This is a genomic window from Ornithinimicrobium carbonis, assembly GCF_977012275.1.
This window is the reverse complement of sequence record NZ_OZ348993.1, coordinates 3,062,563-3,087,845: the sequence shown is the minus strand read 5'-3', so window position 1 is coordinate 3,087,845 and position 25,283 is coordinate 3,062,563. Positions and strand designations below refer to the sequence as shown.

Sequence of the window (25,283 nt, the reverse complement as noted above, 5' to 3'; positions counted from 1 at the left end):
CGCCGTGGACCTGCCCGTCGTTCCGCCCCTCGCGCCCATGCTGGCCAAGCCGCTGAAGACGCTGCCCGAGGGGTGGTGGTACGACCCCAAGTGGGACGGGTTCCGCTCGATCGCCTTCCGCGACGGCGACGAGGTGGTCCTGGGCAGCCGCAACGAGAAGCCGTTGACCCGCTACTTCCCCGAGGTCGTCGAGGCCGCCCTGGAGCACCTGCCGTCCCGGTGCGTCGTCGACGGGGAGATCGTGGTGACCACCGCCGACGGCACCCGGCTGGACTTCGAGGCCCTCCAGCAGCGCATCCACCCGGCGGACTCGCGGGTGCGGATGCTGGCGGAGGCGACCCCGGCCACGTTCGTGGCCTTCGACCTGCTCGCCCTGGGCGAGGAGGACCTGCGGGGTATGCCGTTCCGCGAGCGCCGGGCGCGCCTCGAGGAGGCGCTGGGCGGGCTGGAGGCGGACCGGTCGGACCGGGTGGCCGGCGGTCGGCCGGTCGGGGTGCACCTCTCGCCCGTCACCGACGACGAGGAGGTCGCGATGCGCTGGTTCCGCGACTTCGAGGGGGCGGGCCTGGACGGTCTGATCGCCAAGGACCCCGACGCCCCCTACCAGCCCGGCAAGCGGGTGCTCACCAAGCTCAAGCACGAACGGACGGCCGACTGCGTCGTCGCCGGGTACCGGACGCACAAGACCGACGACGAGGCCGTCGGGTCCCTCCTCCTGGGGCTCTACGACGAGGACGGCACGCTGGCCAGCGTGGGGGTGAGCTCGTCCTTCCCGATGGCGCGGCGCCGCGAACTCTTCGTCGAGCTGCAGGAGCTGGTGACCGACCTGGACGGCCACCCGTGGGACTGGGCCCGGCACCTGGCGGGGGAACGCACGCCGCGCAAGAGCGAGCAGTCCCGCTGGGCCGCGGGCAAGGACCTCTCGTTCACCGCCCTGCGACCCGAGCGGGTCGTGGAGGTGCGGTACGACTACCTGGAGGGGCAGCGCTTCCGTCACACGACGCAGTTCGTGCGCTGGCGGCCGGACCGGGACCCCCGCAGCTGCACCTACGACCAGCTCGACCGGCCCCAGGACTACGACCTGGCCGACGTCCTGGGCGTGGGACGGTGAGCACGGGGGCCCGGCGGGCCGCGTCGGTGGGGGCCGGCGTCGTCGGCGGGGCGGCCCTCGGGGGTGCGGTGTCCATGGGGACGGCCACCTACTTCGCCCACCGGATCATCACCCCGGAGCACGAGAAGAAGGACGACACGACGATCGTCGCGGTGGACGTCGACGGCGGCGTCGGCACCGTGACCCTGCGGTCCACGCCCTGGACCACCGCCCCGGGCCGCTACGGCCTGTGGCTCGACGGAGGAGCCGGTCACGCCCGGCTGGGGGACGTCGTCGAGGCCGGCCACGACGGCACCGGGGGTGGCGCCGAGCCGCCGGAGGGGCGTTCGCGCGGCCGACGTGCCCCCGCCACGGTGACGCGCCAGGTGCTCGGGGTCGACCGGGGGGAGCTGGCTCCCGGGAGCGCGCGGTGGAACAACTACTTCTACTGCGGCACACCGGGTTCGGCCGTCGACCTGGCGTACGAGGACGTCGTGGTCACCTCCGACGTCGGGGACCTCCCGGCGTGGAAGGTGGCGCCCGACCCCGCCAGGGACACCGGCGACTGGGCGGTCCTGGTGCACGGGCGCAGCGCGCAGCGTGAGGAGTGCCTGCGGGCCCTGCCGGTCCTGCACCGGATGGGCTTCACCAGCCTGGTCCCGATGTACCGCAACGACATCGGCGCACCGCCGTCGGCCGACGGGCGCTACAGCCTGGGGCTGTCCGAGTGGCGCGACATCGACGCGGCGATGCGTTTCGCCCTCGACCAGGGCGCCCGTCGCCTGGTGCTGGTGGGGTGGTCGATGGGTGGGGCGATCGTCCTGCAGGCGCTCAACCGGTCCGAGGTGGCCTCCCGGGTCCACCGGGTGGTGCTCGACGGTCCGGTCATCGACTGGGGGTCGGTGCTGGCCCACCAGGCCGACCTGCACTTCATCCCGCGGCCGATCGACCACCTGGCCCGCTCGCTCCTGCGGTCGCGCGCCTCCCGCCACCTGCTGCGGATCGCCGAGCCGGTGGACGTGGCCGCGACCAACTGGGTGGACCGGGCCGACGAGGTCAGCCACCGCATCTTCATCATCCACTCGGCCACGGACGAGACCGTGCCCTTCGGCCCCTCGCAGGACCTCGCGCGGCGTCGCCCCGGGCTGGTCCACACCTTCGTCTGGCCGCGGGCGCGGCACTGCCAGGAGTGGAACACCAACCCCTCGCTGTGGGAGGACCTGGTCGCCAGCTTCGTGCGGTGAGGACCGTGATGATGGTGCCGGTCGTGAGGATCAGCGCAGCCGGGTCCGGACCAGCACGTCCCCTCCCCAGGTGAGCAGGTGCGTGGCCCGACCGAGGAGGCCGCCGAAGGAGGTCGTCGGGGGCACGAGGAGCGGTCCGTCGCCGCCGGCGAGGACCGGCCGGACCGTGAGGCACAGCTCGTCCACCGCCCGGGCGGCGAGCCAGTTCCCGAACACCTGGGGCCCTCCTTCCAGGAGGATCCGGCGCAGCCCACGGCGCGCAAGCTCCGCCAGCACCTCCCCGGGCGCCAGGCTCCGGCCCCGGCCGCCCAGCACCAGGACGCCACCACCCCCGCCCTGTCCCAGCTCCTCGTCCCGCCCAGCCTGGCCGTTCCCCCCGGCGTCGCCGTCGCCCCCAGCCTCTCTGCGCTCCCCGGCCGCCCCGAGAGAGTCGGGAAGGACACCGTCGCGGGTGAGCAGCACGAGCAGGGCGCCGGGAACGGGCTCGTACTCCTCGGTCCGGGCCGTCCCCGCCCCGACCACGACCACCTGGGCCCAGGAGCGCAGGTGGTCGAAGACGGCATGGTCGCCCGGGGAGCCGGCGTTCAGGCTGGAGCTGCGGCCGTCGGGCCCGCTGGCCCGGCCGTCCAGGGTCGTCACGAAGCTGGCCCGCACCCAGGGGCGGTTGTCGACGCCCCGCGGCACGGCATACCAGCGGTCCAGGTCTGCGGGCCCGAGCGGGCCGGCCCCGACCTGTGGTGGTGGGGAGGTCATGGACCCATCCTGCCGGTCCGCCGCGTCGGCACGGGGACGGCATCAGGACGCGCCCCGGGTGGGCGCGGACCGACCCCTCTGCCAGGATGGCTCGATGGCCAGGAGCGAGAAGAAGAAGTCCACGAAGAAGAAGGACGCATCCCCGAAGGACGCCGCAAAGACGTCCTCGACGAAGGCGGCGGACGCGGCGGCGGGCACGCCGGACCCCGCCGTCTCGACGGACGCGGGCACCCCGTTCAGCGACGCCCTGCGGGTCGGGGAGGGCTTCGTCCTCGCCGACGTCGCCCCGCGGTCCACCCCCGCGTTCGACGGTGGGAAGGCGGAGGGGAAGGCGGCCCTGGGGGAGGTCGACGACGAGCTGGACGCGCTCCAGGAGATGCTCTTCGCCAGCAGCACGGCCGGGGACCGGCGTCGGGTGCTGCTGGTCGTCCAGGGCATGGACACGGCCGGCAAGGGCGGAATCATGCGGCACGTGGTCGGCGCCGTCGACCCCCAGGGGGTGCAGATCAAGGCGTTCAAGAAGCCGACCGAGGAGGAGCTCAGCCATCCCTTCCTCTGGCGCATCCGGCAGGCCGTGCCCGACCCGGGGATGATCGGCGTCTTCGACCGGTCCCACTACGAGGACGTGCTGGTGGTGCGGGTCCACGACCTGGTCCCGCCGGCCCAGTGGGGGCGCCGCTACTCGACCATCAACGACTTCGAGAAGAGCCTGGTCGACGACGGGGTGACGCTGATCAAGGTGATGCTGCACATCTCTGCGGAGGAGCAGAAGGAGAGGCTCGGAGAGCGGCTGGAGCGGCCCGACAAGTACTGGAAGTACAACCCCGGAGACCTCGACGAGCGGGCGCACTGGGACGCCTACCAGGAGGCCTACCAGGTCGCCCTGGAGCGGTGCAGCACGCAGGTGGCCCCGTGGTTCGTCGTGCCGGCGGACCGCAAGTGGTACGCCCGGCTCGCGGTGCAACGGCTGCTGCTGGAGCACCTGCGGGCGCTGGACCTGCGCTGGCCCCCGGCCGACTTCGACGTCGAGGCGGAGCAGGAGCGGCTCGCGGCGGGCTGACGCGGACCCGACCCTGGACCCCAGCCGGCCCGGCACCATCGCGGTGCCGGGCCGGCTGCGGTTCAGCTCCCGTTCGTCCCGGCCAGCTGGGGCTGGGGGGTCGCCTGCAGGAGGACCACCGCGCGCGGCGGCATCGGGTGCGTCGAGCCCGTCTCCCACGGGACGTCGTCGTCGATGTCGTCCCCGGAGGTGTCCACGGCGACCTGCCAGGTGGTGGTGTCGATCCCGTCGGGAACGGTGAACTCGACCGTCTCGTGGTGACCGTTGATGAGCAGCAGGAAGTGGTCGTCGAGGACGGGGCGGCCCCGCTCGTCGGTCTCGGTGATCGCCTCCCCGTTGAGGAAGACGGCCACGGCCTGCTCCTTGCTGTGCCACCCGCCCTCGGTCATGACCGAGCCGTCGGGGGAGTACCAGACGATGTCGCCGAAGTCGCTCTGCCCGCCGTGGTCGGCGTCACCGGCGAAGAACCGGCGTCGACGGAAGACCGGGTGCTCCCGGCGCAGCTGGATCAGGTGGGCGGTGAAGTCCAGCAGGTCGCTCTGCTCGGGCGCCAGGTCCCAGTCCATCCAGGCCAGCTCGTTGTCCTGGCAGTAGACGTTGTTGTTGCCCATCTGGGTGCGCCCCATCTCGTCCCCGTGGGCGAGCATCGGCACCCCCTGGCTCAGCAGGAGCGTGGCCAGGAAGTTCTTCTGCTGCCGCAGGCGCAGCGCCGAGATCTGGGGGTCGTCGGTGGGACCCTCCACCCCGCAGTTCCAGGACCGGTTGTGCGCCTCGCCGTCGTTGCCGCCCTCGCCGTTGGCGTCGTTGTGCTTCTCGTTGTAGGAGACCAGGTCCCGCAGCGTGAAGCCGTCGTGGGCGGTGATGAAGTTGACCGAGGCGAAGGGCCGGCGTCCGCTGTGCTCGTAGAGGTCCGAGGAGCCCGTCAACCGGGAGGCGAACTCGCCCATGGTGGCCGGGGCGCCCCTCCAGAAGTCCCGGACGGTGTCGCGGTACTTGCCGTTCCACTCCGTCCACAGGGGCGGGAAGTTGCCCACCTGGTAACCCCCGTCGCCCAGGTCCCAGGGCTCGGCGATGAGCTTGACCTGGGAGATGACCGGGTCCTGCTGGATGATGTCGAAGAAGGCCGAGAGCTTGTCGACCTCGTGGAACTGCCGCGCCAGGGTGGCGGCCAGGTCGAAGCGGAACCCGTCCACGTGCATCTCGGTGACCCAGTAGCGCAACGAGTCCATGATCAGCTGCAGCACGTGCGGGCTGCGCATGAGCAGGCTGTTGCCGGTCCCGGTGGTGTCGTAGTAGTGCGCCTTGTCGAAGTCGACGAGCCGGTAGTAGCTGGCGTTGTCGATCCCGCGGAAGGACAGGGTGGGACCCAGGTGGTTGCCCTCGGCCGTGTGGTTGTAGACGACGTCGAGGATGACTTCGATGTCGGCCTCGTGCAGCGCCTTGACCATCGACTTGAACTCGGTCACCTGCTGCCCGCGGTGGCCGTAGGCGGAGTAGGCGTTGTGCGGGGCCAGGAAGCCGATGGTGTTGTAGCCCCAGTAGTTGGACAGGTCCTTGTCCTGCAGGTGCGGGTCGTCGACGAACTGGTGGACGGGCAGCAGCTCGATGGCCGTGACCCCCAGCGTGGTCAGGTGGTCGATGACGGCCGGGTGGGCGACGCCGGCGTAGGTGCCTCGGATCTCCGGCGGGACGTCGGGGTGGTTCATCGTCAGACCCTTGACGTGGGCCTCGTAGACCACCGTGTCGGCGTAGGCGTGCCGCGGGGGCCGGTCGTGGCCCCAGTCGAAGAACGGGTTGACCACGACCGAGAGCATCGTGTGCAGGAGGGAGTCGTCCTCGTTGTAGGAGGTGGGGTCCCCGAAGTCGTAGCCGAAGATGCCCTGGTGGTTGCGGATCTGCCCGCTGATGGCCTTCGCGTAGGGATCCAGCAGCAGCTTGTTGGGGTTGAACCGGTGGCCCTCCTCGGGGGCGTACGGCCCCGTGACCCGGTAGCCGTACCGCTGGCCTGGCTGGCAGTTGGGGATGTAGCCGTGCCAGACGTGGGCGTCGACCTCCTCCAGGGGGATGCGCACCTCTTTGGCGCGCTCGCCGATGAGGCACAGCTCGACCGAGGTCGCGTGCTCGGAGAACAGGGCGAAGTTCACGCCGCGGCCGTCGAAGGTTGCGCCGAGGGGATAGGCGCTGCCGGGCCAGACATCCATGGTGGGTCGACTTTCGGTGGGGGATCGGTGGGGCAAGGGACCGGGGACCTCGTCGTCGCCGCCCTCCATTGTGACCGAACGAGGACCGTTCCCCCGACAACCGTCGCCCCTCGACACGCCTCCGTCGCCGGATTTGGACCTCCGCCGCCAGTCGGCTAATGTTCTTTCTCGCGCCACCGAAGACGGTTGGGGCACGCGGACGTAGCTCAGTTGGTAGAGCGCAACCTTGCCAAGGTTGAGGTCGCCGGTTCGAGCCCGGTCGTCCGCTCGGAGGCACAACCACCACGGTTGCCTCACGGTGGAGTGGCCGAGAGGCGAGGCAACGGCCTGCAAAGCCGTCTACACGGGTTCAAATCCCGTCTCCACCTCGCTTGACGGACATGTCCACGAGCACGGGCGATTGGCGCAGTGGTAGCGCGCTTCCTTGACACGGAAGAGGTCACTGGTTCAAACCCAGTATCGCCCACCAGATACCGCAGGTCAGAGGCCTTTTCGAGGGCCTCGACGTGTCTTCGAGGAAGAAACAAGGAACAACGGGGTGCCGTCATCCCCAGGCAAAGGGTCGGTATGGAACCATCCGCACGATGGAACCAGCCTCACGGCAGTGACGCACTCGTCATCTGGGTGATGACCCATCGCTCGCCGACGTACGTCATCTCCACCAACAGCTGACCTTCCGCACCCTCGGGATCGCTCGCGACTGCGCTGCCGCTCGCGTCGACGATGTCCGGGACGAGCCAGTCCACGTCGATCTCGACTCCCGCACCGCGGTCGACGAGCATGGCCTCGAGAACCTCGACATCCGCGAAGGGTCCGGTGGCGACCTGCGACTCCTCGGACATCGCGTCGACCGCGGTGACCATGGCATCACCGGGTCGGCACGTGGGCGCGGCCAGGGCGTCGAGGACGCCCAGTTAAGGCTGGGCTGCCATGCGGTTCAGCACCTCGAAGTAGTGCTCGACGAAGGCTTGCGCTCCGGCCTCGGTCTGCTCACGCGCAACTGCGGGCAGCTCGGGCAGGCTGACCCCATCAGCGGCTGGCGGCTCGGTCTTCTCGCCGTCATCGGGCGCCCGCGACGTCAATGTCACCGGGCCGGCCTCCGACGTCGTGACCCCGGGTTCGTCAAGGGTGCTGCACGCGGCGCTCGTGAGCAGAGCCAGGGTCAGCGCGAGCCGGCGGCGAGGCGCACGGGTGTCTCCCTCAGGTCGACGACGTCAGGATGGTCCGGTGGGTCGCCAGTCTCACCGATTCACGAGCCCGGCGCCACGGTCGAGCCGGTGCGTTGGCCCGTGACAGGCCCGGCCTGCCACACGCCGCCACGACCACGGAGGCTGTTGCGTCTAGGGTCCACAGGTGTCCCAAGGCTCACACTCACTCTCCACCGTCCATGGGTGGCCCCGCGTATCCCGCGACCTGCGAAAGAGGAGCAAACCGGGCGCCGAGGATGACTCGCAGCGCCTTGGCGAGACCGTCGAGGAGGCCATCCGGGCCTCGGGGCAGGCGGAGCTCGACGCGCACGAGATCGGGATGGCGATCCTTGGCCCCGCTGCGCGACCTCGACAAGGTGGCCGATCTGCGGTTCGCCTCCGGCTACCAGGCGTTCAACTCCCTCGACGACTTCCAGACCGCCACAACCCTCCTGCGCGCGGCGCGCAAGCCGACGGGTATGTCGGTGGCGCCAGGCAGCGGTGACCACTGAGAGACCACGAAGCACTGCTCGAGACCGGCGGAATCAGCCCCACCCACACCCTCGATGGCGAGAACTCTCAGGGGGTGCGTCCAGATCCGTCCATCTGTTTCCCTCGCCGATATGCCCTCTGACCTGCGAGTTATCATCAAAGTGGACGGCGGGGGGTCGTAACCTCTTCCAAGAGTTGAAACCCAGTATCGCCCGCCCTCTGAACAAGCCCCTGGCCAGCGGAACGCTGCTCAGGGGCTCTTTCGTGCCGGCACGTGGGGACCACGTGGGGAACGGTTCCCCCCGGGGCATGTTTCTTTTCGGTAACAATCGCCGGTGGTGCGTGACGCAGGTCACGGGCATGGGGCAGGCTCAGCCAACCCTTGATCCCCACATCCGCGCTTCCGCGGGTGATCCCCAGGAGCGCCGATGCTCGCCGTGCACAACCTCGAGGTCGTCTACGAGGACGTGATGCTCGCTGTGCGCGGTGCCAGCCTTCAGGTGGGGCCCGACCGGATCGTGGCGCTCCTCGGGGCGAACGGAGCCGGCAAGACCACCCTGCTGCGGGCCATCACCGGGTTGCTCGACGTGCACCGTGGTCGGATCACCCGCGGCTCGGTGAGCGTCGACGGCGCCGACCTGGACACCCGCCGCGCCGCGTCCGTGGTGCGGGCCGGTGTCGGGCAGGTGATGGAGGGCCGGCGTGTCTTCGTGGAGTTCAGCGTCGAGGAGAACCTGCGGGTCGGCGCGCACACGGTCGGCACCCGTGGGCTGGCGGAGAAGCTCGACCGCATCTACACCATGTTCCCGGTGCTGGCCGACCGGCGGAGCTCCCACGCGGGCTACCTCTCCGGAGGTGAGCAGCAGATGCTCGCGATCGGTCGGGCGCTCATGGCCCAGCCCCGCTACCTGCTGCTCGACGAGCCCAGCCTGGGGCTCGCCCCCAAGATGGTGGAACGCATCCGCGACCTCATCGTCGAGATCAACGGCAGTGGCACGGGGGTGCTGCTCATCGAGCAGAACGCCGCGATGGCGCTGTCGATCGCCCACCACGGCTACGTCATGGAGAACGGCATCACGGTCATGGACGGGCCGGCCGAGAAGCTCCGGGCGGACGCGGACATCCAGGAGTTCTACCTGGGCCTGGGCGGAGAGAACACCTCGCTGCGGGACGTCAAGCACTACCGGCGGCGCAAGCGGTGGCTGTCGTGACCGGGGTGCCGCTGCTGGAGGTCGCGGACCTGACGTTGCGCTTCGGCGGCAACACCGTCCTCGACGCGATCAGCTTCGACGTACCCGAGGGGGAGCTGTTCGCCATCATCGGACCCAACGGGGCCGGCAAGACCTCCACGTTCAACTGCATCTCCGGGGTCTACCGACCGCAGGAGGGGCAGGTGACCTTCCGCGGAGAGTCCCTCCTGGGCCCCAAGCCCGACCGGGTCGCCGCCCTGGGGGTGGCCCGCACCTTCCAGAACATCGAGCTCTTCGACAACCTCTCGGTCCTCCAGAACCTGCTGCTGGGCCGGCACCAGCGGATGCAGGTGCCGTGGTGGCAGGCGATGGCCTGGCTGCCCCCCGCGCGCCGCGAGGAGTACCAGGCACGGGAGACCGTCGAACACCTCATCGAGTTCCTCGACCTCACCGCCGTTCGCCACCACCCGGTCGGCATCCTGCCCTACGGCATCAAGAAGCGCATCGAGCTGGGTCGGGCCCTGGCCATGGACCCCCAGCTGCTGCTTCTCGACGAGCCGGTGGCCGGCATGAACTCGGAGGAGACCGAGGACATGGCCCGGTTCATCCTCGACGTCCGCAGCGAGCTGGGCATCGCGATGATCATGGTCGAGCACGACATGCGCCTGGTCATGGATCTGGCCGACCGGGTCCTGGTCATCGACTTCGGCCGTCGGATCGCCCTGGGCACCCCGGAACAGGTGCAGCGCGACCCTGCCGTCGTCGCGGCCTACCTCGGCGGAGCCAGCAAGGACGTGCTCGCCGGGGTCGCCGGTGCCGACCTGGTGGAGGCGGCCGAGGTCGGACCCGGTGACGGCGGGACGGAGGGCCAGCGGTGAGCGAGCAGCCCGCCTCCACCCCTCCCCAGGGCGCCGACGAGGGCCACGAGGTCACCTACCTGCCTCGGCTGCTGCGGGCGGCCGCGGCCGAGGACGGTGGGCGCACCGCTCTGCGCGAGAAGCGATTCGGTCTCTGGCAGGACATCACCTGGTCGGACTACCTGCTCAACGTCGAGCAGGTCGCCTTCGGTCTGGCCGCCCTCGGGGTGGGCCCGGGGGACCGGGTGGCCGTCCAGTCGGAGAACCGGCCCGAGTGGTTGTACGCCGACGTGGCCACCAACGCGCTGCGGGCGATGACCGTGGGCTTCTACCCGACCAACCCGGTCACGGAGGTGGAGTACCTGCTGCGCGACTCCGGTGCCCGGGTGCTGTTCGCCGAGGACCAGGAGCAGGTCGACAAGGCGCTGGAGGCCATCGACGCGGTCCCGACCCTGGAGTGGGTCGTGCACCTGGACAGCCGGGGCCTGGCCGACTACGAGCACGAGCGGCTCATCCCCGTCGACGAGCTGGTCGAGCGGGGGGCCGCGGTGCGCAGGGTGGACCCGGGCCTGTTGGACCGCCTCGACGCGGACCGCACCCCCGACGACGTGGTCACCCTCATCTACACCTCCGGCACCACGGGGCCGCCCAAGGGTGCCATGCTCAGCGCGCGCAACGTCAGCTACGCCACGCAGACCTTCTCCGCCGCCCCGGGCATGTTCGGGCCGGACGGGCTGGGGCACGACGACGTGCTGGTCTCCTACCTGCCGCTGTCCCACGTCGTGGAGCGGGCGGTGACGACCTGGTCGGGGGTGCGCAACCGGACCGTGGTGCACTTCGCCGAGTCCATCGAGACGGTCACCACCGACCTGGCCGAGGTGCAGCCCACGGTCCTCTTCGCGGTGCCCCGCATCTGGGAGAAGATCCAGGCGTCCGTCGCCATCAAGGTCGCCAACGCCTCTCCGGCCAAGCGGGCGGCGTACGGGCTGTCCCAGCGGCTCGGCACCCAGGTGGCTCAGCAGCAGCTGGCCGACGGCGGGCGGCTCTCCGCCGGCTCACGGGTGCGGTCCGGGCTGGCCTGGGTCCTGGCCAACCGCAAGCTCAAGCAGCACCTGGGGCTGACCCACGTGCGGCACGCGCTGTCCGGCGCCGCCCCCATCTCGCCCGACCTGCTCACCTGGTTCCAGGGGCTGGGGCTGACCATCCACGAGGCCTACGGGATGACGGAGAACACCGCAGTGGCCACCACGAACTACCCGGGGCGGGTCCGCGTGGGGACCGTCGGGGAGGCGCAGCCAGGCATCGGCCTGCGACTGGACGAGCAGACCGGCGAGGTGCTGACCCGGCACCCGGGCACCTTCGTGGGCTACTGGAACCGTCCGGACGCGACCGCAGAGGCCGTAGACGAGGAGGGTTGGCTGCACACCGGCGACGTCGGCGAGTGGGTGGGCGGCTCGCACCTGCGCATCGTCGACCGGATCAAGGACATCATCATCACCGCGGGGGGCAAGAACATCTCCCCGAGCGAGATCGAGAACGCGATCAAGGCCTCGCCCTACGTCCGGGAGGCGGTCGTCATCGGGGACCAGCGCCCCTACCTGACGGCTCTCGTCGGCATCGAGTACGACACCGTCTCCGACTGGGCGGCCCGGCGACGGATCGAGTACACCACCTACCGTGACCTGGCCTGCCGGGCCGAGGTGGTCGAGCTGGTCGCCGGGGTGGTGCGCGAGGTCAACTCCCGGTTCGCCCGGGTGGAGTCGGTCCGCAAGTTCCGGATGCTGCACAAGGAGCTGGACCACGAGGACGGTGAGCTGACCGCGACCCAGAAGCTCAAGCGGTCCGCCTTCGCCGCCACCGTCCCGCACCTGGTCGACGACATGTACGCCGGCACCGAGGAGCACGCCGGTGCCGACCTGGGCCGGTCGGGCTGAGGAGGACCATGGACACCGTCATCACGGCCGTCATCTCCGGGTTGGGCTCCGGCGCCGTCTACGCGATCATCGCCGTCAGCTTCGTCATCATCTACCGGGCCACCGGGGTGCTCAACTTCGCCCAGCCGGGGCTGCTGATCCTCGGGACCTTCGCCACCTCCGTGCTGGCGGTCGACGCAGGGCTGCCGTTCTGGGTCGCCGTCGTGCTGGCGATGGCTCTCGTGGCGCTGCTGGCCATGGCCGTGGAGCGGGTGGCGATCCGGCCCATGATCGGGCGAGGCATGTTCCCCACCGCCCTGGTGACGGTCGGCATCTTCATCGTCCTGCTCATCCTGGCCTTCCGGCTCTTCGCCGCCCGGGCCCGCACCGTCAACGACCCCTGGCAGCTGAGTCAGATCTGCCTTCGACAGGGTGAGTTCGCCTGCGTGATCCCGGTCTACCACTTCACCGTCGGGCGCATCCTCGTCGCGGCCGTCGTGCTCGCAGCACTGGGCTGGTGGCTGACCAGGTCGCGCACCGGTCTGGCGATGCGGGCCACCTCCATGGACCAGGAGGCCGCGATGGCCCAGGGGATCCACGTGGGACGCATGTTCTCGCTGTCCTGGGCGCTCGGCGGGGCGCTGGCCGCGCTCGCGGGGGTCATGCTTGCCTCGACCGGAGCGGTCGTCCAGGCCAACGACGCGTTGTTCGCTCTGGTCGCGCTGCCGGCCCTCATCCTCGGCGGGGTCGACTCGTTCCGGGGGGCGGTCGTCGGAGGGCTGGTGATCGGGGTGATCACCGCGCTGACCGCTGCCTACCAGCCCATCCACGCCACGTGGCTGGGTCCGAACTTCGAGAACGTCGTCCCCTACCTGGTGATGATCCTCGTGCTCCTCATCAGGCCCTACGGCCTGTTCGGCACCCGGGAGGTGCAGCGGGTATGACCACCGGCACGGGCACGGGGCTGCAGCGCCTGACCGGCGTGTCCCGCTCGCTGGCCCCCAGCGGGACGGCGGGCCAGGTCCCGCGGTCGGTGCGTCGTGGCCGCCCGCGGCTCTACACCCGGTACGCGTCCGACTCGGCCCTGCTCAACACCCCGGCGAAGCGTTGGTGGACGGCCGCGGCCCTGGTCGCCGCGCTCGTGCTGCCGTTCGTGGTGACCCGGGACCTGACCCACCTGGTCTCGACCGCGATCGCCTACGCCATCGCAGGGATCGGGCTGAACCTGCTCACCGGATACGCGGGCCAGATCTCGCTGGGACACCCCTTCTTCATGGCGCTGGGCGCCTACACCGCAGCGGTCCTCGGGGGCGTACCCGGGTCGATCACCTGGGGCCTGGAGCTGGACCTGTCGCTCGCGCTGGCGGCCGCCGCCGTGGTGCCCGCGCTGGTGGGCCTGGTGGTCGCGCCCCTGGCGACCCGTGTGCGGGGGCTCTACCTGGCCGTGCTGACCCTGGGGCTGCTCATGCTCGGTGAGCAGCTGTTCAAGCAGTGGGCTGCCGTCACCGGCGGGTCCGGGGTCGGGCGAGCCGGTGCCGTGCCGGTCCTGTTCGGCACCGACATGCGGCTGACGTATGCCGTGGGTCCGCTCCGGCTGAGCCCGGAGATCTCGATGTACCTGCTGTGCCTGACGCTGCTCGTGGTGCTCGGGGTGGCCGCCCGCAACCTGGCCCGCAGCCGGACCGGCCGGGCGTTCGCCGCCGTGCGGGACCGGGACATCGCCGCCGAGATCATGGGGGTCAACCTGCTGCGCACCAAGACGCTGGCCTTCGTGCTCTCCTCCGGCTACGCAGGCGTGGGTGGGGCGCTGCTGGCCATCCTCATCGGCCGGACCACCCCGGAGCAGTGGAACATCCTCATGTCGATCAACCTGCTGGCCATCGTCGTCATCGGCGGGGTCGCCACGGTGACCGGCACCCTGATCGGTGCGGCGTTCGTGGTCCTGCTGCCCCGGGTGCTGGAGTGGGCGGCCCACTGGCTGCCCTTCGTCAGCACGAGCAGCGGTGGGCTCATCAACATCTTCCAGCTGCAGTCGATGCTCTTCGGCATCCTCATCGTCGCGTTCATGATCCTGGAACCCCGTGGGATCTTCGGCCTCTGGCACCGCGTCCGCACCTACTTCAAGGCCTGGCCTTTCAGCTACTGACCACATCAAACCCGCCCGTACGAAGGAGTACACATGTCACGCACCACCCCATCCCGCGCCCTGCTGGCGCTGTGCGCCGCCGGGGCTCTGGCCCTGTCCGGCTGCACGGCCGTCGACGAGACCCCTGACGAGCCGGCCGCCCCCACCCAGGACGACGCGGCGGACGACGCCGCCGAGGACACCGACGACACCGCAGCCGACACCGCCCAGGACACCGGTGACGCCGCCGACGAGACGGGCAGCGGCGGCGACCAGGCCGTCGGCGAGGTGACCATCGGCGACGGTGTCACCGAGGAGGCCTGTCCCGACGGGGTGAACCCGGACAACGGGTGCATCTACCTCGGCGTGCTCTCGGACCTCACCGAGGGCCCCTTCGCGGCTCTGGCCGTGCCGATCACCGACGCGCAGCGGGCCTACTGGCAGATGGTGAACGAGGACGGTGGCATCGCCGGTTACGACGTCGACATCGACACCTACACCCGCGACACCAAGTACCAGCCCGCCGAGCACGCGGCGGCCTATCAGCAGATCGAGCCGAACATCCTGGCCATCGCCCAGTCGCTGGGGACGGTCAACACCGAGTCGGTGCTGGGGGACATGGACGCCAACGACATCGTCGCAGTGCCGGCCTCGTGGTGGTCGGGCTACAACTTCAGCGAGAACGACAGTGGTCTGATCCTGGAGAACGGCTACTCCTACTGCGTCGAGGCGATGTCCGGCCTGGACTGGTTCGTGGAGAACCATGGCGAGGTCCAGTCGGTGGCGGCTGTCGGCTACCCGGGCGACTACGGTGGCGACTCGGCGGCCGGGGTGGGCCAGTGGGCCGAGGTCAACGGCGTGGAGGACGTCACGGTGGTGCCCACCGGCCCCAACCAGGTGACCGGTACCCAGGACGCGGTGGTGTCCGCCGTCGCGGCCGCCTCCCCGGACGTGGTGGTGCTGGCCGTCGGTCCGGCCGAGACGGCCGAGATCGTCGGCAAGCTGGCTGCCGGTGGCTTCCAGGGCCGGTTCGTGGGGTCCCTGCCGACCTGGAACCCGGCGCTGCTGCAGAGCGGTGCGGCCGATGCGCTGGTCGGGCTGTACAACCACCTCGCACCCAGTGAGCAGTGGGACGGCACCAGCGAGGGCGTCGCGGCGATGAAGGAGTCGCTGAACGGTGAGGAGCCCGCGAACGGCGGCTACATCATCGGCTGGATGATGAGCTACCCGATGCACGCGGTCCTGGAGCAGGCGGCCGAGAACGGCGAGCTCACCCGCGAGGGCGTGCGTGCGGCGGTCGACGGCCTGGAGGTCGACTTCGCCGGCATGGCCGAGACGATCGTCTATGGGGGCGAGGGCAAGGAGGTCGTCCCCAGCGGCGTCGTCGTCTCCACCCCGAACCCGGACGCCCCGCTGGGCGTGGAGTCCGCCGGCGGGTGGTTCGAGGGCCCGACCTTCGACGAGGTCGACTACACCGAGGCCTGCTCGGCGACCTCCTGACCCCGGCACCGGCACCGGATCGGCCCCCGTCGCCACCCACCAGCCGGCGACGGGGCCCGATCCGACGCGCTCCCCACGCCCGGACTGTTGTGCACCGTGGTCCGCCGGGTGCATCATCGAAAGGGACGGGGTCGAAGGCGGTGGTCAGGATGACTCGGGCAGGAGCCGGCCCTGTGGTCGCCCTCCTCGTGCTGGCGGGGTGCTCGACCGCCGCGCTCCCGCTGGACACCGACACCATGGACCGGACGGTCCAGCCGCTCCCGTGCGACGCGCCGGTGGAGGGTGTCGAGCCCCGGGGCACGGGCCCCCCGGAGTCGGTCCAGGAGGTCCTCGTGGGCGCCACCCGCTCGATGTCGGGCGGAGCGGTCGTGGCGATCGGCGCCGAAGGAGCCGTGCGCTACTGCGCGGCCGGCAGCGCGGACCCGGAGGGCAGCCCTTTGGTGCCCGACCACGTGTTCCGGATCGCCAGCATCACGAAGACGTTCACGGCCGTGCTGGTGCTCCAGCTGGTCGAGGAGGGCCTGCTCGAGCTCGACGACCCGGTGACCGACGTGCTCCCCGGCCTGGACCTCGCCGACGACATCACCGTGCGCCAGCTGCTCGACCACTCCAGCGGCCTGCACGACTTCCTGGACGCCTCCTTCGACCTGGCCGTCCGCGAGGACTGGGACCGGAGCTGGACCTCTGCAGAGATCCTCGAGCGGGTGGCCCTGGAGGAGCGTGAGTTCGAACCACCAGGGACGGACCGCCGCTACTCGAACACGAACTACCTGGTGGCCGGCCTGATCGTCGAGGAGCTCACGGGCCGACCGTTCGCCGAGGTCCTGCGTACCCGCATCACCGCCCCCCTGGGGATGACGCACACCGCGCTGGGACCGGACGGGCCGGAACCGGTCACCGGCTTCTCACCGATCATGCCGGCGGGCAGCACCGACACGGTCTCCTACCGGGCGCTGGAGACCTCGACGGGCGCCGCGGGCGGGATGGTCTCGACCGCGGAGGACCTGATGACGTTCGCGGAGGCGCTGACCGAGGGTCGGCTCGTGTCGCCGGAGAGCTGGTCGGAGATGACCGACGTCACCGAGGTCGACGACGGGATCGCGGTGGGGCTGGGCCTCATGGAGGACGAGGCAGGACGGCTGTTCCACGAGGGGGACCTGCCCGGTTACCGGTCCCTCCTGATCCTTCCCTCGGCGGCCGAGGACGGAGTCGTCGTCCTGGCCAACGACTCCTACATCAACGTCTTTCTTTTGTCCGAACGGTTGATGCCTGCTCCCTGAGACTTCTCCTGAACCGACGGGGCACCGGCCTGCCACGTCACGAAAGACTTCTTGCGAAAGAACTCTTGCAAGAGGTATGGTGCGCCGGTGACCGGACGGCCGACCCGCATCTCCGACCCCGAGCGCATCCGGGCCCTGGCGCATCCGCTCCGCCTCGAGCTGCTCGACCATCTGCGCGACGTCGGCGAGGCGACGGCCACCGAGTGCGCCGCCCACGTGGGGGAGTCGGTGGCCAGCTGCTCCTTCCACCTGCGGATGCTGGCCAAGTACGGGTTCCTGGAGCGCGCGGAGCGGCGCGGCAAGGAGAAGCCGTGGCGCGTGGTGGAGCAGGGTGCCCACCTCGACGCGCGGCCCGACCCCCGGGTTCCTGGGTCGATGCACGCCGTGCAGGAGCTGGCCGCCCTCACCGTCACCCGCGAGGCCGACCGGGTCGCACGCTTCCTCGCCCGTGCCGTCGACGAGCCCCAGGAGTGGATCGAGGCGACGACCATCACGACCTCGGCGTTCTGGGCCACCGCCGAGGAGCTGGCCGAGCTGGGCTCTCAGGTCCAGCGGCTCACGGACCGGTTCCAGGGGCGACGCTCCGACCCGACCACCCGACCCGTCGGCGCCCGTCACGTCCGACTGCTGGCCACCCTGAACCCCGACCCGGCACCCCGGCAGGAGGGGTGAGGTGGCGGCCCCCACCCCGGTGACCACCGCCGGCGCGACCCGGTGGTGGCGCCGCCGGCCCGCCGCCTGGGAACACCCGGGGTTCCGGCGGCTGACCCTGGCGTGGGTGTTCACCAACCTGGCCGACAGCGCGCTCTACCTCATGGTGGCGGTCTGGGTGAAGGAGCTCACCGGCTCCGACAGCGCCGCGGCGATGGTCTTCGTCATGCTGGGCGTTCCCGCCGTCGCCGCCCCCGTCCTCGGGCAGGTGGCGGACCGGGTCTCGCGCCGGCGTCTGCTGGTGGTCGCCAACCTGCTGGTGACCGCGGTCGTGGCCACCCTCCTGCTCGTCCGGTCGGCCGACTGGCTCTGGCTCATGTATGCCGTGGTCCTCGCCTACGGGGCGATGGGCTACCTCAGCGCAGCCGCCCAGTCCGGGCTCGTCCGCGACCTTCTCCCCGACGAGCACCTGGCCTCCGGCAACGGCCTGCTCACCTCGGTCGACCAGTCCCTGCGGCTGGTCTCACCCGTCCTCGGGACCGGTCTCTACGCTCTCCTCGGCCCTCAGGCGGTCGTCGTCGTGACGGCGGCCTGCTTCCTGCTCACGGCCGTGCTGATGGCCGGTGTCCGCGTCGTCGAGTCTGCGCCGGAGAGCGCCGACCAGCGTGGCTCCTACCGGCAGGAGGTCACGGCCGGCTTCCGCCACCTGGTGCGCACGCCCCTGCTGGGCCGGCTCACGCTCCTGCTCGCCGTCGTCTGCGCGGCGGCCGGCCTGGTCAACGCGGCCGTCTTCCCCGCCCTCGAGCACGGCATGGGGCTGCCACCCTCGGCTCTCGGTGCACTGGTCAGCGCACAGGGGATCGGCGCCGTGGCCGCCGGGCTCACGGCCGCCTGGGCGGTCGGCCGGTGGGGCGAGGCGAGGACCTTCGGCGTGGGGGCGGCGCTCATGGCGGCCGGCATCGCCCCGGTCCTCGGCAGCAGCGTGGTGCTGCTGGTCGCCGGCCTGGTGGTGCTCGGGTTCGGGGTGACCTGGTCGGTCGTCGCGTTCATGGTCGTGCGTCAGCGGCTCACGCCGCCACGCCTGCAGGGACGGACCAACGCCGCCGCCAACGTGGCGATCAACGTGCCGCAGACCCTGACCACCGGCGTGGCCGCCGTCCTCATCGCGGTGGTCGACTACCGGCTGCTCGTGGCGGTGACCGTGGTGGTCACGGCCGCCGCCGCGGGCGCGGCGGTCCGGACCGTGCGCCCGACCCCGACCCCGACCCCGATCCCGGCCTGAGCCGATCCACCCCGGTCAGCCGTCGGGCCCGGTCTCCTCGACCCGGAAGCCGGCCGCGCGCCGCCCGTCCGCCACGGAGGTGACCGTGCCGGCCTCCCAGTCCACCTCCAGCACGTTGAGGGACCCGAAGTCGGCCCGGGTGGCGGGATCGACCACGCGCACGGCATACCCCCGCTCCCGCAGCTCCGCCGCGTGCTCGTCCGTCTCCAGCACCATCTCTCCGCCGGTGGCGATGAACCGGGGTGCCGCGACCAGGTCCTCCAGCTCCGCGTCGTGCAGTGTCCAGCGAAGCACCGCCGCCGCGATCGTGTTGGGGATCTGCTGGCCACCGGGGGTGCCCAGCACCAGCACCGGCCGGCCCTGGTCGTCGAGGAGCAGGGAGGGGGTGCTCCAGCTCACCGAGCGGCGCCCCGGCGAGGGCTCGTTGGCGGACGTGGTCCCCAGCGCCTCGAAGCGGGTGAGCTGGTCGTTGAGGAAGTACCCGTCGACGTAGCGGCCGGTGCCCCAGTAGTGGGTGATCGTGTTGGTCATCGACACGGCCGTCCCGTCCGCGTCCACCACCGAGACGTGGGTGGTGTTGCCGCCGCCCTCGAAGGGCGCGGCCGCGCCGGGTGCGGCGTCGGTGCCCACGAGCTCGGCCGCGATCTGCGCGTTCTGGCCAGGGTCGGTGAGCCGGTCGACGGGCACGTCGACGAAGTCCGGATCGCCGACCAGGGTCTGCACCGACTCCTCGGCCACCGCCCAGGCCTGCGACTGCAGCTGCACGAAGTCGGGCGACCAGGGGTCGACCTCACCGATGCCGCCAGCCTCGGCGATCTGCACCAGCTGCACCAGCGCCGCCCCGGGCAGCGGGGGCGCGGCCGAGACGAGGGTGAGGTCACCGACGGGGCCGGAGGGCGGAACCGACACCTGCAGCTCGTAGCCGGCCAGGGAGCCGGCGTCCATCCCGGGCTCCTGGGTGAGGCGGTCGGCCAGGCTTCCCTCGTAGAAGGCGTCGGCCCCCTCCTCGGCGATCACCGTCATCGTGCGGGCCAGCTCCTCCTGGACGAGCAGGTCGCCCTCGCCGAGGAGGGCACCGTCCGCCCCACGGAAGTGCGGGAGGTCCGCGAGGTAGGCGTCCACGCCGGGCAGCACCATCGTCGAGGCCAGGAAGTCCGACACCGGGACGCCGGACCGGGCCAGCTCGACGGCCGGTCGCAGCAGCTCGGCCCACGGCAGGTCGCCGTGCTCGGCGTGCAGCCGCTCCATGCCGGCCACGAACCCGGGGATCCCGGCCCCGCCCGGGGGGATCACGCCGGCGTCGTTGACCACCTCCCGGTAGTCGAAGCTGGTGACCTCTCCGCCGTCGGCCACGAGGGCGGCCCCGCCGCCGCCGAGCCCGGAGGTGACGGGCTGCGCGACCGCGTCGGCGAAGGCGGCGGCGACCGCCGCGTCGACCGCGGTCCCTCCCTGCTCGAGCATCTCCATCCCGGCGTCCGCGGCCAGCGGGTGCCCCGCGGAGACGCCGTGGGCACCGAGGAGGGTGGCGTCCCCGGTGCTCGCGGACGTGTCCTCGGCCGCCTCCGGTGCCGAGGAGGTCGTCGCCCCGTCGTCGACCGGCGCGGGTGCCGGCACGGCGGTCGGAGCCGCGGCGTCGGTGGCCGTGGGGCCCGTGGTCCCGTCCGCGGGCGCCGGAGGACCGGACGTCCCGTCCCCGGTGCACCCGGCGAGGCCGAGCAGCACCAGCGGGGCCGCGACGAGCAGTCCTCGGGCACCGGGGATGCGGGTCATCTCAGCGGTCCTTCCCGTCGGGAGGAGGTGCGGCCCCGGGACCACCGGAAGGGGCGGGCCGCAGCCACGGGTGGCGCAGGACCCACTCGAGCGGGCCGGGAAGCCCCGTGCGGCTCCACGCCAGTGCCAGGAGGTAGAAGGTGACGACCATGGTCGCGCTCACGGCGGCCCCGACGGGGAAGGAGAGCAGACCCTCGGGCGGCGGCAGCACCGCCAGGACGAGGACGTGGGCGACGTAGATGCTCAGCGCGTAGGTCCCCAGCACCCCCAGCCGGCGCAGCGGGCGGCCGGGCCGCCGGGAGATCCGCAGGCACACAGCGACGACGAACACACCGCCACCGGTGGCGCTGACCAGCCACAGCGGCATCTGCCCGTGCGCCACGCCCGTGAGGAGCCGCAGCCACCCGTGGTCCGCACGGGACCCCAGCGCGGCGTAGGCCAGGTCGGCCACGAGGAAGCCCGCGACCGCGGCCACCGCACCCCAGACCGCGAGCCGCCGCAGCACCGCGGTGCTCCACAGGTCCGCCCGGGCCAGGAGCAGACCCACGAGGAAGGGGACGGTCCAGCTGGCCAGGGGATAGGGACCGGTGACGAGGAGCGAGTGCAGCGCGTCCACCGGAGGGGTCCTGAGGTCCACCCCCTCCTGGGCGTGGATGCCCGGGCTGACCACGTCGTGGGCCACGATCCACACCGGCCCCGCGACGAGGAGCACCCCCGTCACCGCCACCAGGGCACGGGTGCCCAGGTGCCGCACGAGGGGGGCCAGCAGGAAGAGGAGGGCGTAGGTGGACAGGATGACGCTCACCCGCTGGGTGAGGGTCTGCAGGACCAGTCCGAGCACGAGGAGCAGCAGCACCCGCCAGACCAGCGACCGCCACAGCACCCGGCCCGAACGGCGCTGCATGAACAGGCCCATCCCGAGCCCCGCCAGGACGACGAACAGCACCGAGGCGCGGCCGAAGGGGAGCAGGTAGAGCCGCTCGAGGACGGTGTCGGCGTTCGTCGGCCCCACGTTGACCACGATCATCCCGATGATCGCCAGCCCGCGGGCCGCGTCGAGCCCCAGCAGCCGCGGTCGTCCGCGTCCGACCGTGACGGCCTGCTGCGCCGTGGTGGTGGCCGTGACCTCTCCCGTCCGTCGTGGGCCGTCCGCGCCAGCACGGCCCCGTGGGGTGTCCTCCCACTGTAGGGCCGTCGGCCGGTCACGGGACGGACTGGACAACGCGGGCCTCCCTCCGGTGAGGTGGTCCGGTGACCCTGCATCCCTCCGGGACGACCCGGCACCTGCACCTGCGCGCCGCCGGCACCTCCGTGGTCCTCGAGCTTGTCGGCGACCTGCTGCCGGTCATCCGCCACTGGGGGGCGGACCTCGGAGAGCTGGGCGAGCGGGACCTCGCGGCGCTTTGTCTCGCGGCCCGGGAAGCGGTGGGGGACAGCCCCTTCGACGTCGCCGACGCCGTCGGCATCCTGCCCGAGCACGGTCGTGCCTGGATCGGTCGTCCCGGCGTGGAGGGCTCACGCGCCGGCCGCGACTGGTCGCCCGCCTTCCGCACGACCCAGGACGTGGAGTCGTCCACCGAGGCCGACGGCACCCGACGGGTGCTCGCGCGCGCGACCGACCCCGCGGCATACCTGGGTCTGCTCCTGGAGCTCGAGCTGCACCCGGGCGGGCTCCTGCGGGTGCGCGCGACGCTGACGAACACCGGTCAGGACCCGTACGAGCTGGGTGCCGTGCGCACCACCCTGCCCGTCCCCGAACGAGCGCAGGAGCTGCTCGACTTCACCGGGCGGCACACCTACGAGCGCATCCCGCAGCGACAGCCCTTCACCGCCGGGGTGCACGCGCGCGAGGTGCGGACCGGGCGCACCGGCCTCGATGCGGTCCACCTGCTGTGCGCGGGCGAGCCCGGGTTCGGTTTCCGGCACGGACAGGTGTGGGCGGTGCACCTGGGGTGGAGCGGCAACCAGCAGACCTACGCCGAGCGCCTCGCCAACGGCGCCCGGGTCCTGGGCGCGGGGGAGGCCCTGGAGCACGGGGAGGTGCGCCTGGCACCGGGGGAGCAGGTCACCACCCCCTGGACGTATGCCGCGCACGGCACCGGCCTCGACGTGGTCGCCGGGCGCTTCCACGCCTGGCTGCGCTCGCGTCCGCACGCTCCCGCCCGGCCCCGGCCCGTCACCCTCAACACGTGGGAGGCGGTCTACTTCGACCAGTCGCTGGAGCGGCTGACCGCGCTCGCCGACCTCGGCGCCCGCGTGGGGGCCGAGCGGTTCGTCCTGGACGACGGGTGGTTCGGGGGTCGGCGCGACGACACCACCAGCCTGGGCGACTGGGTGGTCTCCCAGGACCTGTGGCCCGAGGGCCTGGGGCCGCTGGTGGAGCACGTCCACCGGCTGGGCATGGAGTTCGGGCTGTGGGTGGAGCCGGAGATGGTCAGCCTCGACTCCGACCTCGCGCGAGCACACCCGGAGTGGCTCTTCAGCGCCGGCGGACGCCGGGGGCTGGAGTCGCGTCAGCAGCACGTGCTCGACCTGGGTCACCCGGGCGCCTACGCGCACGTGCGCGACCAGCTGGTGGCGCTCCTGCGCACCTACGACATCGCCTACCTCAAGTGGGACCACAACCGGTACCTCAACGACGCGGGCCACACGCCCGGAGGGGAGCCGGGGGTCCGGGCGCACACCCTGGCCGCCTACCGCCTCATGGACGAGCTCCGCTCGGCGCGCCCGGGGCTGGAGATCGAGTCGTGCGCCGGCGGTGGTGGCCGGATCGACCTGGGCGTGCTGGACCGCTGCGTGCGGGTCTGGGCCTCGGACTGCATCGACCCGCTGGAGCGCCAGCCGATCCAGCGGTGGACCTTCGCGCTGCTGCCGCCCGGCTGGGTCGGGACGCACGTCGGCTCGCCGCGGTCGCACACGACCGGGCGGCGGCACGACCTGTCCTTCCGTGCGCAGACCGCGCTGTGGGGGCACCTGGGGATCGAGTGGGACCTCACCACGGCCACCGAGGAGGACCTGCAGGTGCTCGCCCGGTGGGTGGCGTTCCACCGTCGGCACCGTGCGCTGCTGCACGGTGGCACGGTCGTCAACGGTGACCACCACGACGACGCGACCTGGGTGCACGGCGTCGTGGCGCCGGACCGTGCTGAGGCGCTGTACGGCGTCGTTGCCGTCCGCCGCGCGGTCTCCGGACCCGGTCGGGTGCGGCTGCCGGGGCTGGACCCCGACCGCCGCTACCGGGTGACGGTGCCGGACCCGGGGGACGAGGGGCTGCTCGAGGAGCGACCCGTGGTGCCGTGGGCCCGCACCGGCCTCGTGCTGCCGGGCCGGGTGCTCGAGGAGGTGGGTCTGCCGATGGTGCCGCTCCATCCTGAGCACGCCCACCTGCTGCAGGCCGTGGAGGTCCGGTGAGCACGTCCACGGAGGGTGCGGAGCCGCCGAGGTGGCTGAGGCCGGCCGTGGACCCCGAGGTCGCCGCCGGCCTGAGCGGCGCGTTCCGCGACCGGTTCGGGCGGTCCCCGGACGGGCTGTGGGCCGCTCCCGGCCGGGTCAACCTCATCGGAGAGCACACGGACTACAACGGTGGCTACGCGCTGCCCCTCGCCCTGCCCCACCGCACCTACGCGGCGGTGCGTCGGCGCGACGACGGCCGGCTGCGGCTGGCCTCGCTCCAGGCGCGCGAGGGGTGGGAGGGCTCGGTCGACTCGGTGGCTGCGGGGCGCCCGCAGGGCTGGGCGGCCTACGTAGCCGGGGTCGCGCACGTGCTGGCGGAGCGCGTCGGGCCCGGGCAGGTCGGTCTGGACGTCCTCGTCGACGGGCACGTCCCGCTGGGCGCCGGGCTCTCCTCCTCGGCCGCCCTGTCGTGCTCGGTGGCGGTGGCGCTGCGCGACCTGGTGCCCGGCCTGGTCGACCTGCCGGTGGAGGAGCTCGTCGCCGCATGCGTCCGCGCCGAGAACGAGGTGGCCGGTGCCGCGACGGGGGGGATGGACCAGACGGTCTCGCTCCGCGCCGTCGACGAGCACCTGCTGCTGCTCGACGCCCGGGACTTCACGGTCGTCCCGGTCGCCTGGACCCTTCCCGGGCACGAGCTCCTCGTCGTCGACACCCGCGCGCACCACTCCCTCGCGGACGGGCAGTATGCCGCGCGCCGCACCACCTGCGAGCGGGCCGCCGCGGCCCTCGGGGTGGGCTCCCTGCGGGAGCTGGACCCGGCACGGCTCCAGGACGCGGACGTGCGCCGGGTGCTGGCGGACGTCCCGGACGGGATGGCCAGGGTCCGTCACGTCGTGACGGAGAACGACCGGGTGCTGGACCTCGTGGGGGCGCTCCGCGAGCAGGACGCCGCACGTGCGGGTGCGCTGATGACCGCCTCCCACGCCTCGTTGCGGGACGACTACGAGGTCTCCTGCCGCGAGCTGGACCTCGCGGTCGACGCGGCCCTCGGGGCCGGCGCCCTGGGCGCGCGCATGACCGGGGGAGGGTTCGGCGGCTCGGCAGTCGCGCTGGTGAGGCGGGAACAGGTCGAGCACGCGGCGGGGGAGGTGGCGGCGGCCTTCGCGGCCGCGGGCCTGACCGAGCCGCACTTCCTGGAGGCGGTCCCCAGCCGCCCGGCCGGCCGGGTGGTGACGGACACGCCGGGCTGACCGGCCGACGGTGCGGGAGGGACCGCGGGCGACGCCCCCGGCCCC

General features: G+C 72.0%; 20 protein-coding genes and 3 tRNA genes. 18 read left to right on the top strand and 5 right to left on the bottom strand.

Translation table 11 applies throughout. The features are described from left to right. The first annotated feature begins 4 nt into the window (after positions 1–4). Positions 5–1,111: an ATP-dependent DNA ligase gene (locus ACWHYA_RS14175; RefSeq protein WP_425942703.1), complete on the top strand. Its 1,107-nt coding sequence runs from the start codon at positions 5–7 to the stop codon at positions 1,109–1,111. Then, positions 1,108–2,334, top strand: coding sequence for an alpha/beta hydrolase (locus tag ACWHYA_RS14170; RefSeq protein WP_425942702.1), 1,227 nt, complete (start codon positions 1,108–1,110; stop codon positions 2,332–2,334). The genes ACWHYA_RS14175 and ACWHYA_RS14170 overlap by 4 nt, the downstream gene beginning before the upstream one ends. A gap of 30 nt (positions 2,335–2,364) precedes the next feature. Here the strand turns inward: ACWHYA_RS14170 and ACWHYA_RS14165 are convergent, their stop codons facing one another. Beyond that, the gene (locus tag ACWHYA_RS14165; protein WP_425942701.1) at positions 2,365–3,087 is read right to left on the bottom strand and encodes a dihydrofolate reductase family protein; all 723 of its coding nucleotides are present in this window, start codon (positions 3,085–3,087) and stop codon (positions 2,365–2,367) included. Between the two features lie 94 nt (positions 3,088–3,181). Here ACWHYA_RS14165 and ACWHYA_RS14160 point away from each other — a divergent pair, with 94 nt between their 5' ends. After that, positions 3,182–4,147: a polyphosphate kinase 2 family protein gene (locus ACWHYA_RS14160; protein WP_425942700.1), complete on the top strand. Its 966-nt coding sequence runs from the start codon at positions 3,182–3,184 to the stop codon at positions 4,145–4,147. A gap of 62 nt (positions 4,148–4,209) precedes the next feature. On the opposite strand, the gene glgX is transcribed toward ACWHYA_RS14160, so the two are convergent. Then, complete coding sequence (gene glgX, locus ACWHYA_RS14155; protein ID WP_425942699.1) at positions 4,210–6,348, bottom strand: glycogen debranching protein GlgX; 2,139 nt, start codon at positions 6,346–6,348, stop codon at positions 4,210–4,212. Positions 6,349–6,543: 195 nt separating this feature from the next. Here glgX and ACWHYA_RS14150 point away from each other — a divergent pair. The 3 genes from ACWHYA_RS14150 (at position 6,544) to ACWHYA_RS14140 (ending at position 6,817) form a co-directional block, all read left to right on the top strand. Continuing rightward, positions 6,544–6,616 (top strand) — tRNA-Gly (locus ACWHYA_RS14150). Positions 6,617–6,645: 29 nt separating this feature from the next. After that, positions 6,646–6,716: transfer RNA gene (locus ACWHYA_RS14145), tRNA-Cys, on the top strand. A 26-nt stretch (positions 6,717–6,742) separates the two neighbouring features. Then, positions 6,743–6,817 (top strand) — tRNA-Val (locus ACWHYA_RS14140). 127 nt (positions 6,818–6,944) lie between these two features. On the opposite strand, the gene ACWHYA_RS14135 is transcribed toward ACWHYA_RS14140, so the two are convergent. Further along, positions 6,945–7,211 carry a hypothetical protein gene (locus ACWHYA_RS14135; RefSeq protein ID WP_425942698.1) on the bottom strand — a complete coding sequence of 89 codons (267 nt, stop codon included), beginning with the start codon at positions 7,209–7,211 and terminating at the stop codon, positions 6,945–6,947. Between the two features lie 674 nt (positions 7,212–7,885). On the opposite strand from ACWHYA_RS14135, the gene ACWHYA_RS14130 reads away from it, so the two are divergent. The 10 genes from ACWHYA_RS14130 to ACWHYA_RS14085 all read left to right on the top strand — a co-directional run bounded on the left by ACWHYA_RS14130 (position 7,886) and on the right by ACWHYA_RS14085 (position 18,825). Beyond that, positions 7,886–8,047: a hypothetical protein gene (locus ACWHYA_RS14130; RefSeq protein WP_425942696.1), complete on the top strand. Its 162-nt coding sequence runs from the start codon at positions 7,886–7,888 to the stop codon at positions 8,045–8,047. Between the two features lie 408 nt (positions 8,048–8,455). Further along, on the top strand, positions 8,456–9,238 hold the full coding sequence (locus tag ACWHYA_RS14125) for an ABC transporter ATP-binding protein (RefSeq protein ID WP_425942695.1): 783 nt from the start codon (positions 8,456–8,458) through the stop codon (positions 9,236–9,238). After that, positions 9,235–10,095, top strand: coding sequence for an ABC transporter ATP-binding protein (locus ACWHYA_RS14120; protein WP_431473781.1), 861 nt, complete (start codon positions 9,235–9,237; stop codon positions 10,093–10,095). The genes ACWHYA_RS14125 and ACWHYA_RS14120 overlap by 4 nt, the downstream gene beginning before the upstream one ends. Then, positions 10,092–12,008, top strand: a complete 1,917-nt coding sequence (locus ACWHYA_RS14115; protein WP_425942693.1) for an AMP-dependent synthetase/ligase — start codon at positions 10,092–10,094, stop codon at positions 12,006–12,008. Before ACWHYA_RS14120 ends, ACWHYA_RS14115 begins: the two co-directional genes overlap by 4 nt. An 8-nt stretch (positions 12,009–12,016) precedes the next feature. Then, positions 12,017–12,931, top strand: a complete 915-nt coding sequence (locus tag ACWHYA_RS14110) for a branched-chain amino acid ABC transporter permease (RefSeq protein ID WP_425942692.1) — start codon at positions 12,017–12,019, stop codon at positions 12,929–12,931. After that, positions 12,928–14,133, top strand: a complete 1,206-nt coding sequence (locus ACWHYA_RS14105; RefSeq protein WP_425942691.1) for a branched-chain amino acid ABC transporter permease — start codon at positions 12,928–12,930, stop codon at positions 14,131–14,133. Before ACWHYA_RS14110 ends, ACWHYA_RS14105 begins: the two co-directional genes overlap by 4 nt. A gap of 33 nt (positions 14,134–14,166) precedes the next feature. Further along, complete coding sequence (locus ACWHYA_RS14100) at positions 14,167–15,612, top strand: ABC transporter substrate-binding protein (RefSeq protein ID WP_425942690.1); 1,446 nt, start codon at positions 14,167–14,169, stop codon at positions 15,610–15,612. 149 nt (positions 15,613–15,761) lie between these two features. Further along, a complete protein-coding gene (locus ACWHYA_RS14095; protein WP_448095604.1) occupies positions 15,762–16,892 on the top strand; it encodes a serine hydrolase domain-containing protein in 1,131 nt (376 codons plus the stop codon). Between the two features lie 87 nt (positions 16,893–16,979). Then, the gene (locus ACWHYA_RS14090) at positions 16,980–17,564 is read left to right on the top strand and encodes an ArsR/SmtB family transcription factor (protein WP_425942688.1); all 585 of its coding nucleotides are present in this window, start codon (positions 16,980–16,982) and stop codon (positions 17,562–17,564) included. A 1-nt stretch (position 17,565) separates the two neighbouring features. Continuing rightward, positions 17,566–18,825: an MFS transporter gene (locus tag ACWHYA_RS14085; protein WP_425942687.1), complete on the top strand. Its 1,260-nt coding sequence runs from the start codon at positions 17,566–17,568 to the stop codon at positions 18,823–18,825. Between the two features lie 15 nt (positions 18,826–18,840). Here ACWHYA_RS14085 and ACWHYA_RS14080 read toward each other — a convergent pair whose 3' ends face one another. Together ACWHYA_RS14080 and ACWHYA_RS14075 are read right to left on the bottom strand one after the other, a co-directional pair. Then, on the bottom strand, positions 18,841–20,595 hold the full coding sequence (locus tag ACWHYA_RS14080; RefSeq protein WP_425942686.1) for a gamma-glutamyltransferase: 1,755 nt from the start codon (positions 20,593–20,595) through the stop codon (positions 18,841–18,843). A 1-nt stretch (position 20,596) separates the two neighbouring features. Next, positions 20,597–21,817: an acyltransferase family protein gene (locus ACWHYA_RS14075; RefSeq protein ID WP_425942685.1), complete on the bottom strand. Its 1,221-nt coding sequence runs from the start codon at positions 21,815–21,817 to the stop codon at positions 20,597–20,599. A gap of 29 nt (positions 21,818–21,846) precedes the next feature. Here ACWHYA_RS14075 and ACWHYA_RS14070 point away from each other — a divergent pair, with 29 nt between their 5' ends. Continuing rightward, complete coding sequence (locus ACWHYA_RS14070; RefSeq protein ID WP_425942684.1) at positions 21,847–24,006, top strand: alpha-galactosidase; 2,160 nt, start codon at positions 21,847–21,849, stop codon at positions 24,004–24,006. Further along, the gene (gene galK / locus ACWHYA_RS14065) at positions 24,003–25,238 is read left to right on the top strand and encodes a galactokinase (RefSeq protein ID WP_425942683.1); all 1,236 of its coding nucleotides are present in this window, start codon (positions 24,003–24,005) and stop codon (positions 25,236–25,238) included. Before ACWHYA_RS14070 ends, galK begins: the two co-directional genes overlap by 4 nt. Positions 25,239–25,283 lie beyond the last annotated feature (45 nt).

Excerpts from the sequence above, each read along its gene's own strand:
- glgX (WP_425942699.1), bottom strand. The coding sequence starts at position 6,348 with ATGGATGTCTGGCCCGGCAGCGCCTATCCCCTCGGCGCAACCTTCGAC.
- ACWHYA_RS14095 (WP_448095604.1), top strand. The coding sequence starts at position 15,762 with ATGACTCGGGCAGGAGCCGGCCCTGTGGTCGCCCTCCTCGTGCTGGCG.
- ACWHYA_RS14135 (WP_425942698.1), bottom strand. The coding sequence starts at position 7,211 with ATGGTCACCGCGGTCGACGCGATGTCCGAGGAGTCGCAGGTCGCCACC.
- ACWHYA_RS14125 (WP_425942695.1), top strand. The coding sequence starts at position 8,456 with ATGCTCGCCGTGCACAACCTCGAGGTCGTCTACGAGGACGTGATGCTC.
- ACWHYA_RS14105 (WP_425942691.1), top strand. The coding sequence starts at position 12,928 with ATGACCACCGGCACGGGCACGGGGCTGCAGCGCCTGACCGGCGTGTCC.
- ACWHYA_RS14110 (WP_425942692.1), top strand. The coding sequence starts at position 12,017 with ATGGACACCGTCATCACGGCCGTCATCTCCGGGTTGGGCTCCGGCGCC.
- ACWHYA_RS14165 (WP_425942701.1), bottom strand. The coding sequence starts at position 3,087 with ATGACCTCCCCACCACCACAGGTCGGGGCCGGCCCGCTCGGGCCCGCA.
- ACWHYA_RS14100 (WP_425942690.1), top strand. The coding sequence starts at position 14,167 with ATGTCACGCACCACCCCATCCCGCGCCCTGCTGGCGCTGTGCGCCGCC.
- ACWHYA_RS14080 (WP_425942686.1), bottom strand. The coding sequence starts at position 20,595 with ATGACCCGCATCCCCGGTGCCCGAGGACTGCTCGTCGCGGCCCCGCTG.
- ACWHYA_RS14160 (WP_425942700.1), top strand. The coding sequence starts at position 3,182 with ATGGCCAGGAGCGAGAAGAAGAAGTCCACGAAGAAGAAGGACGCATCC.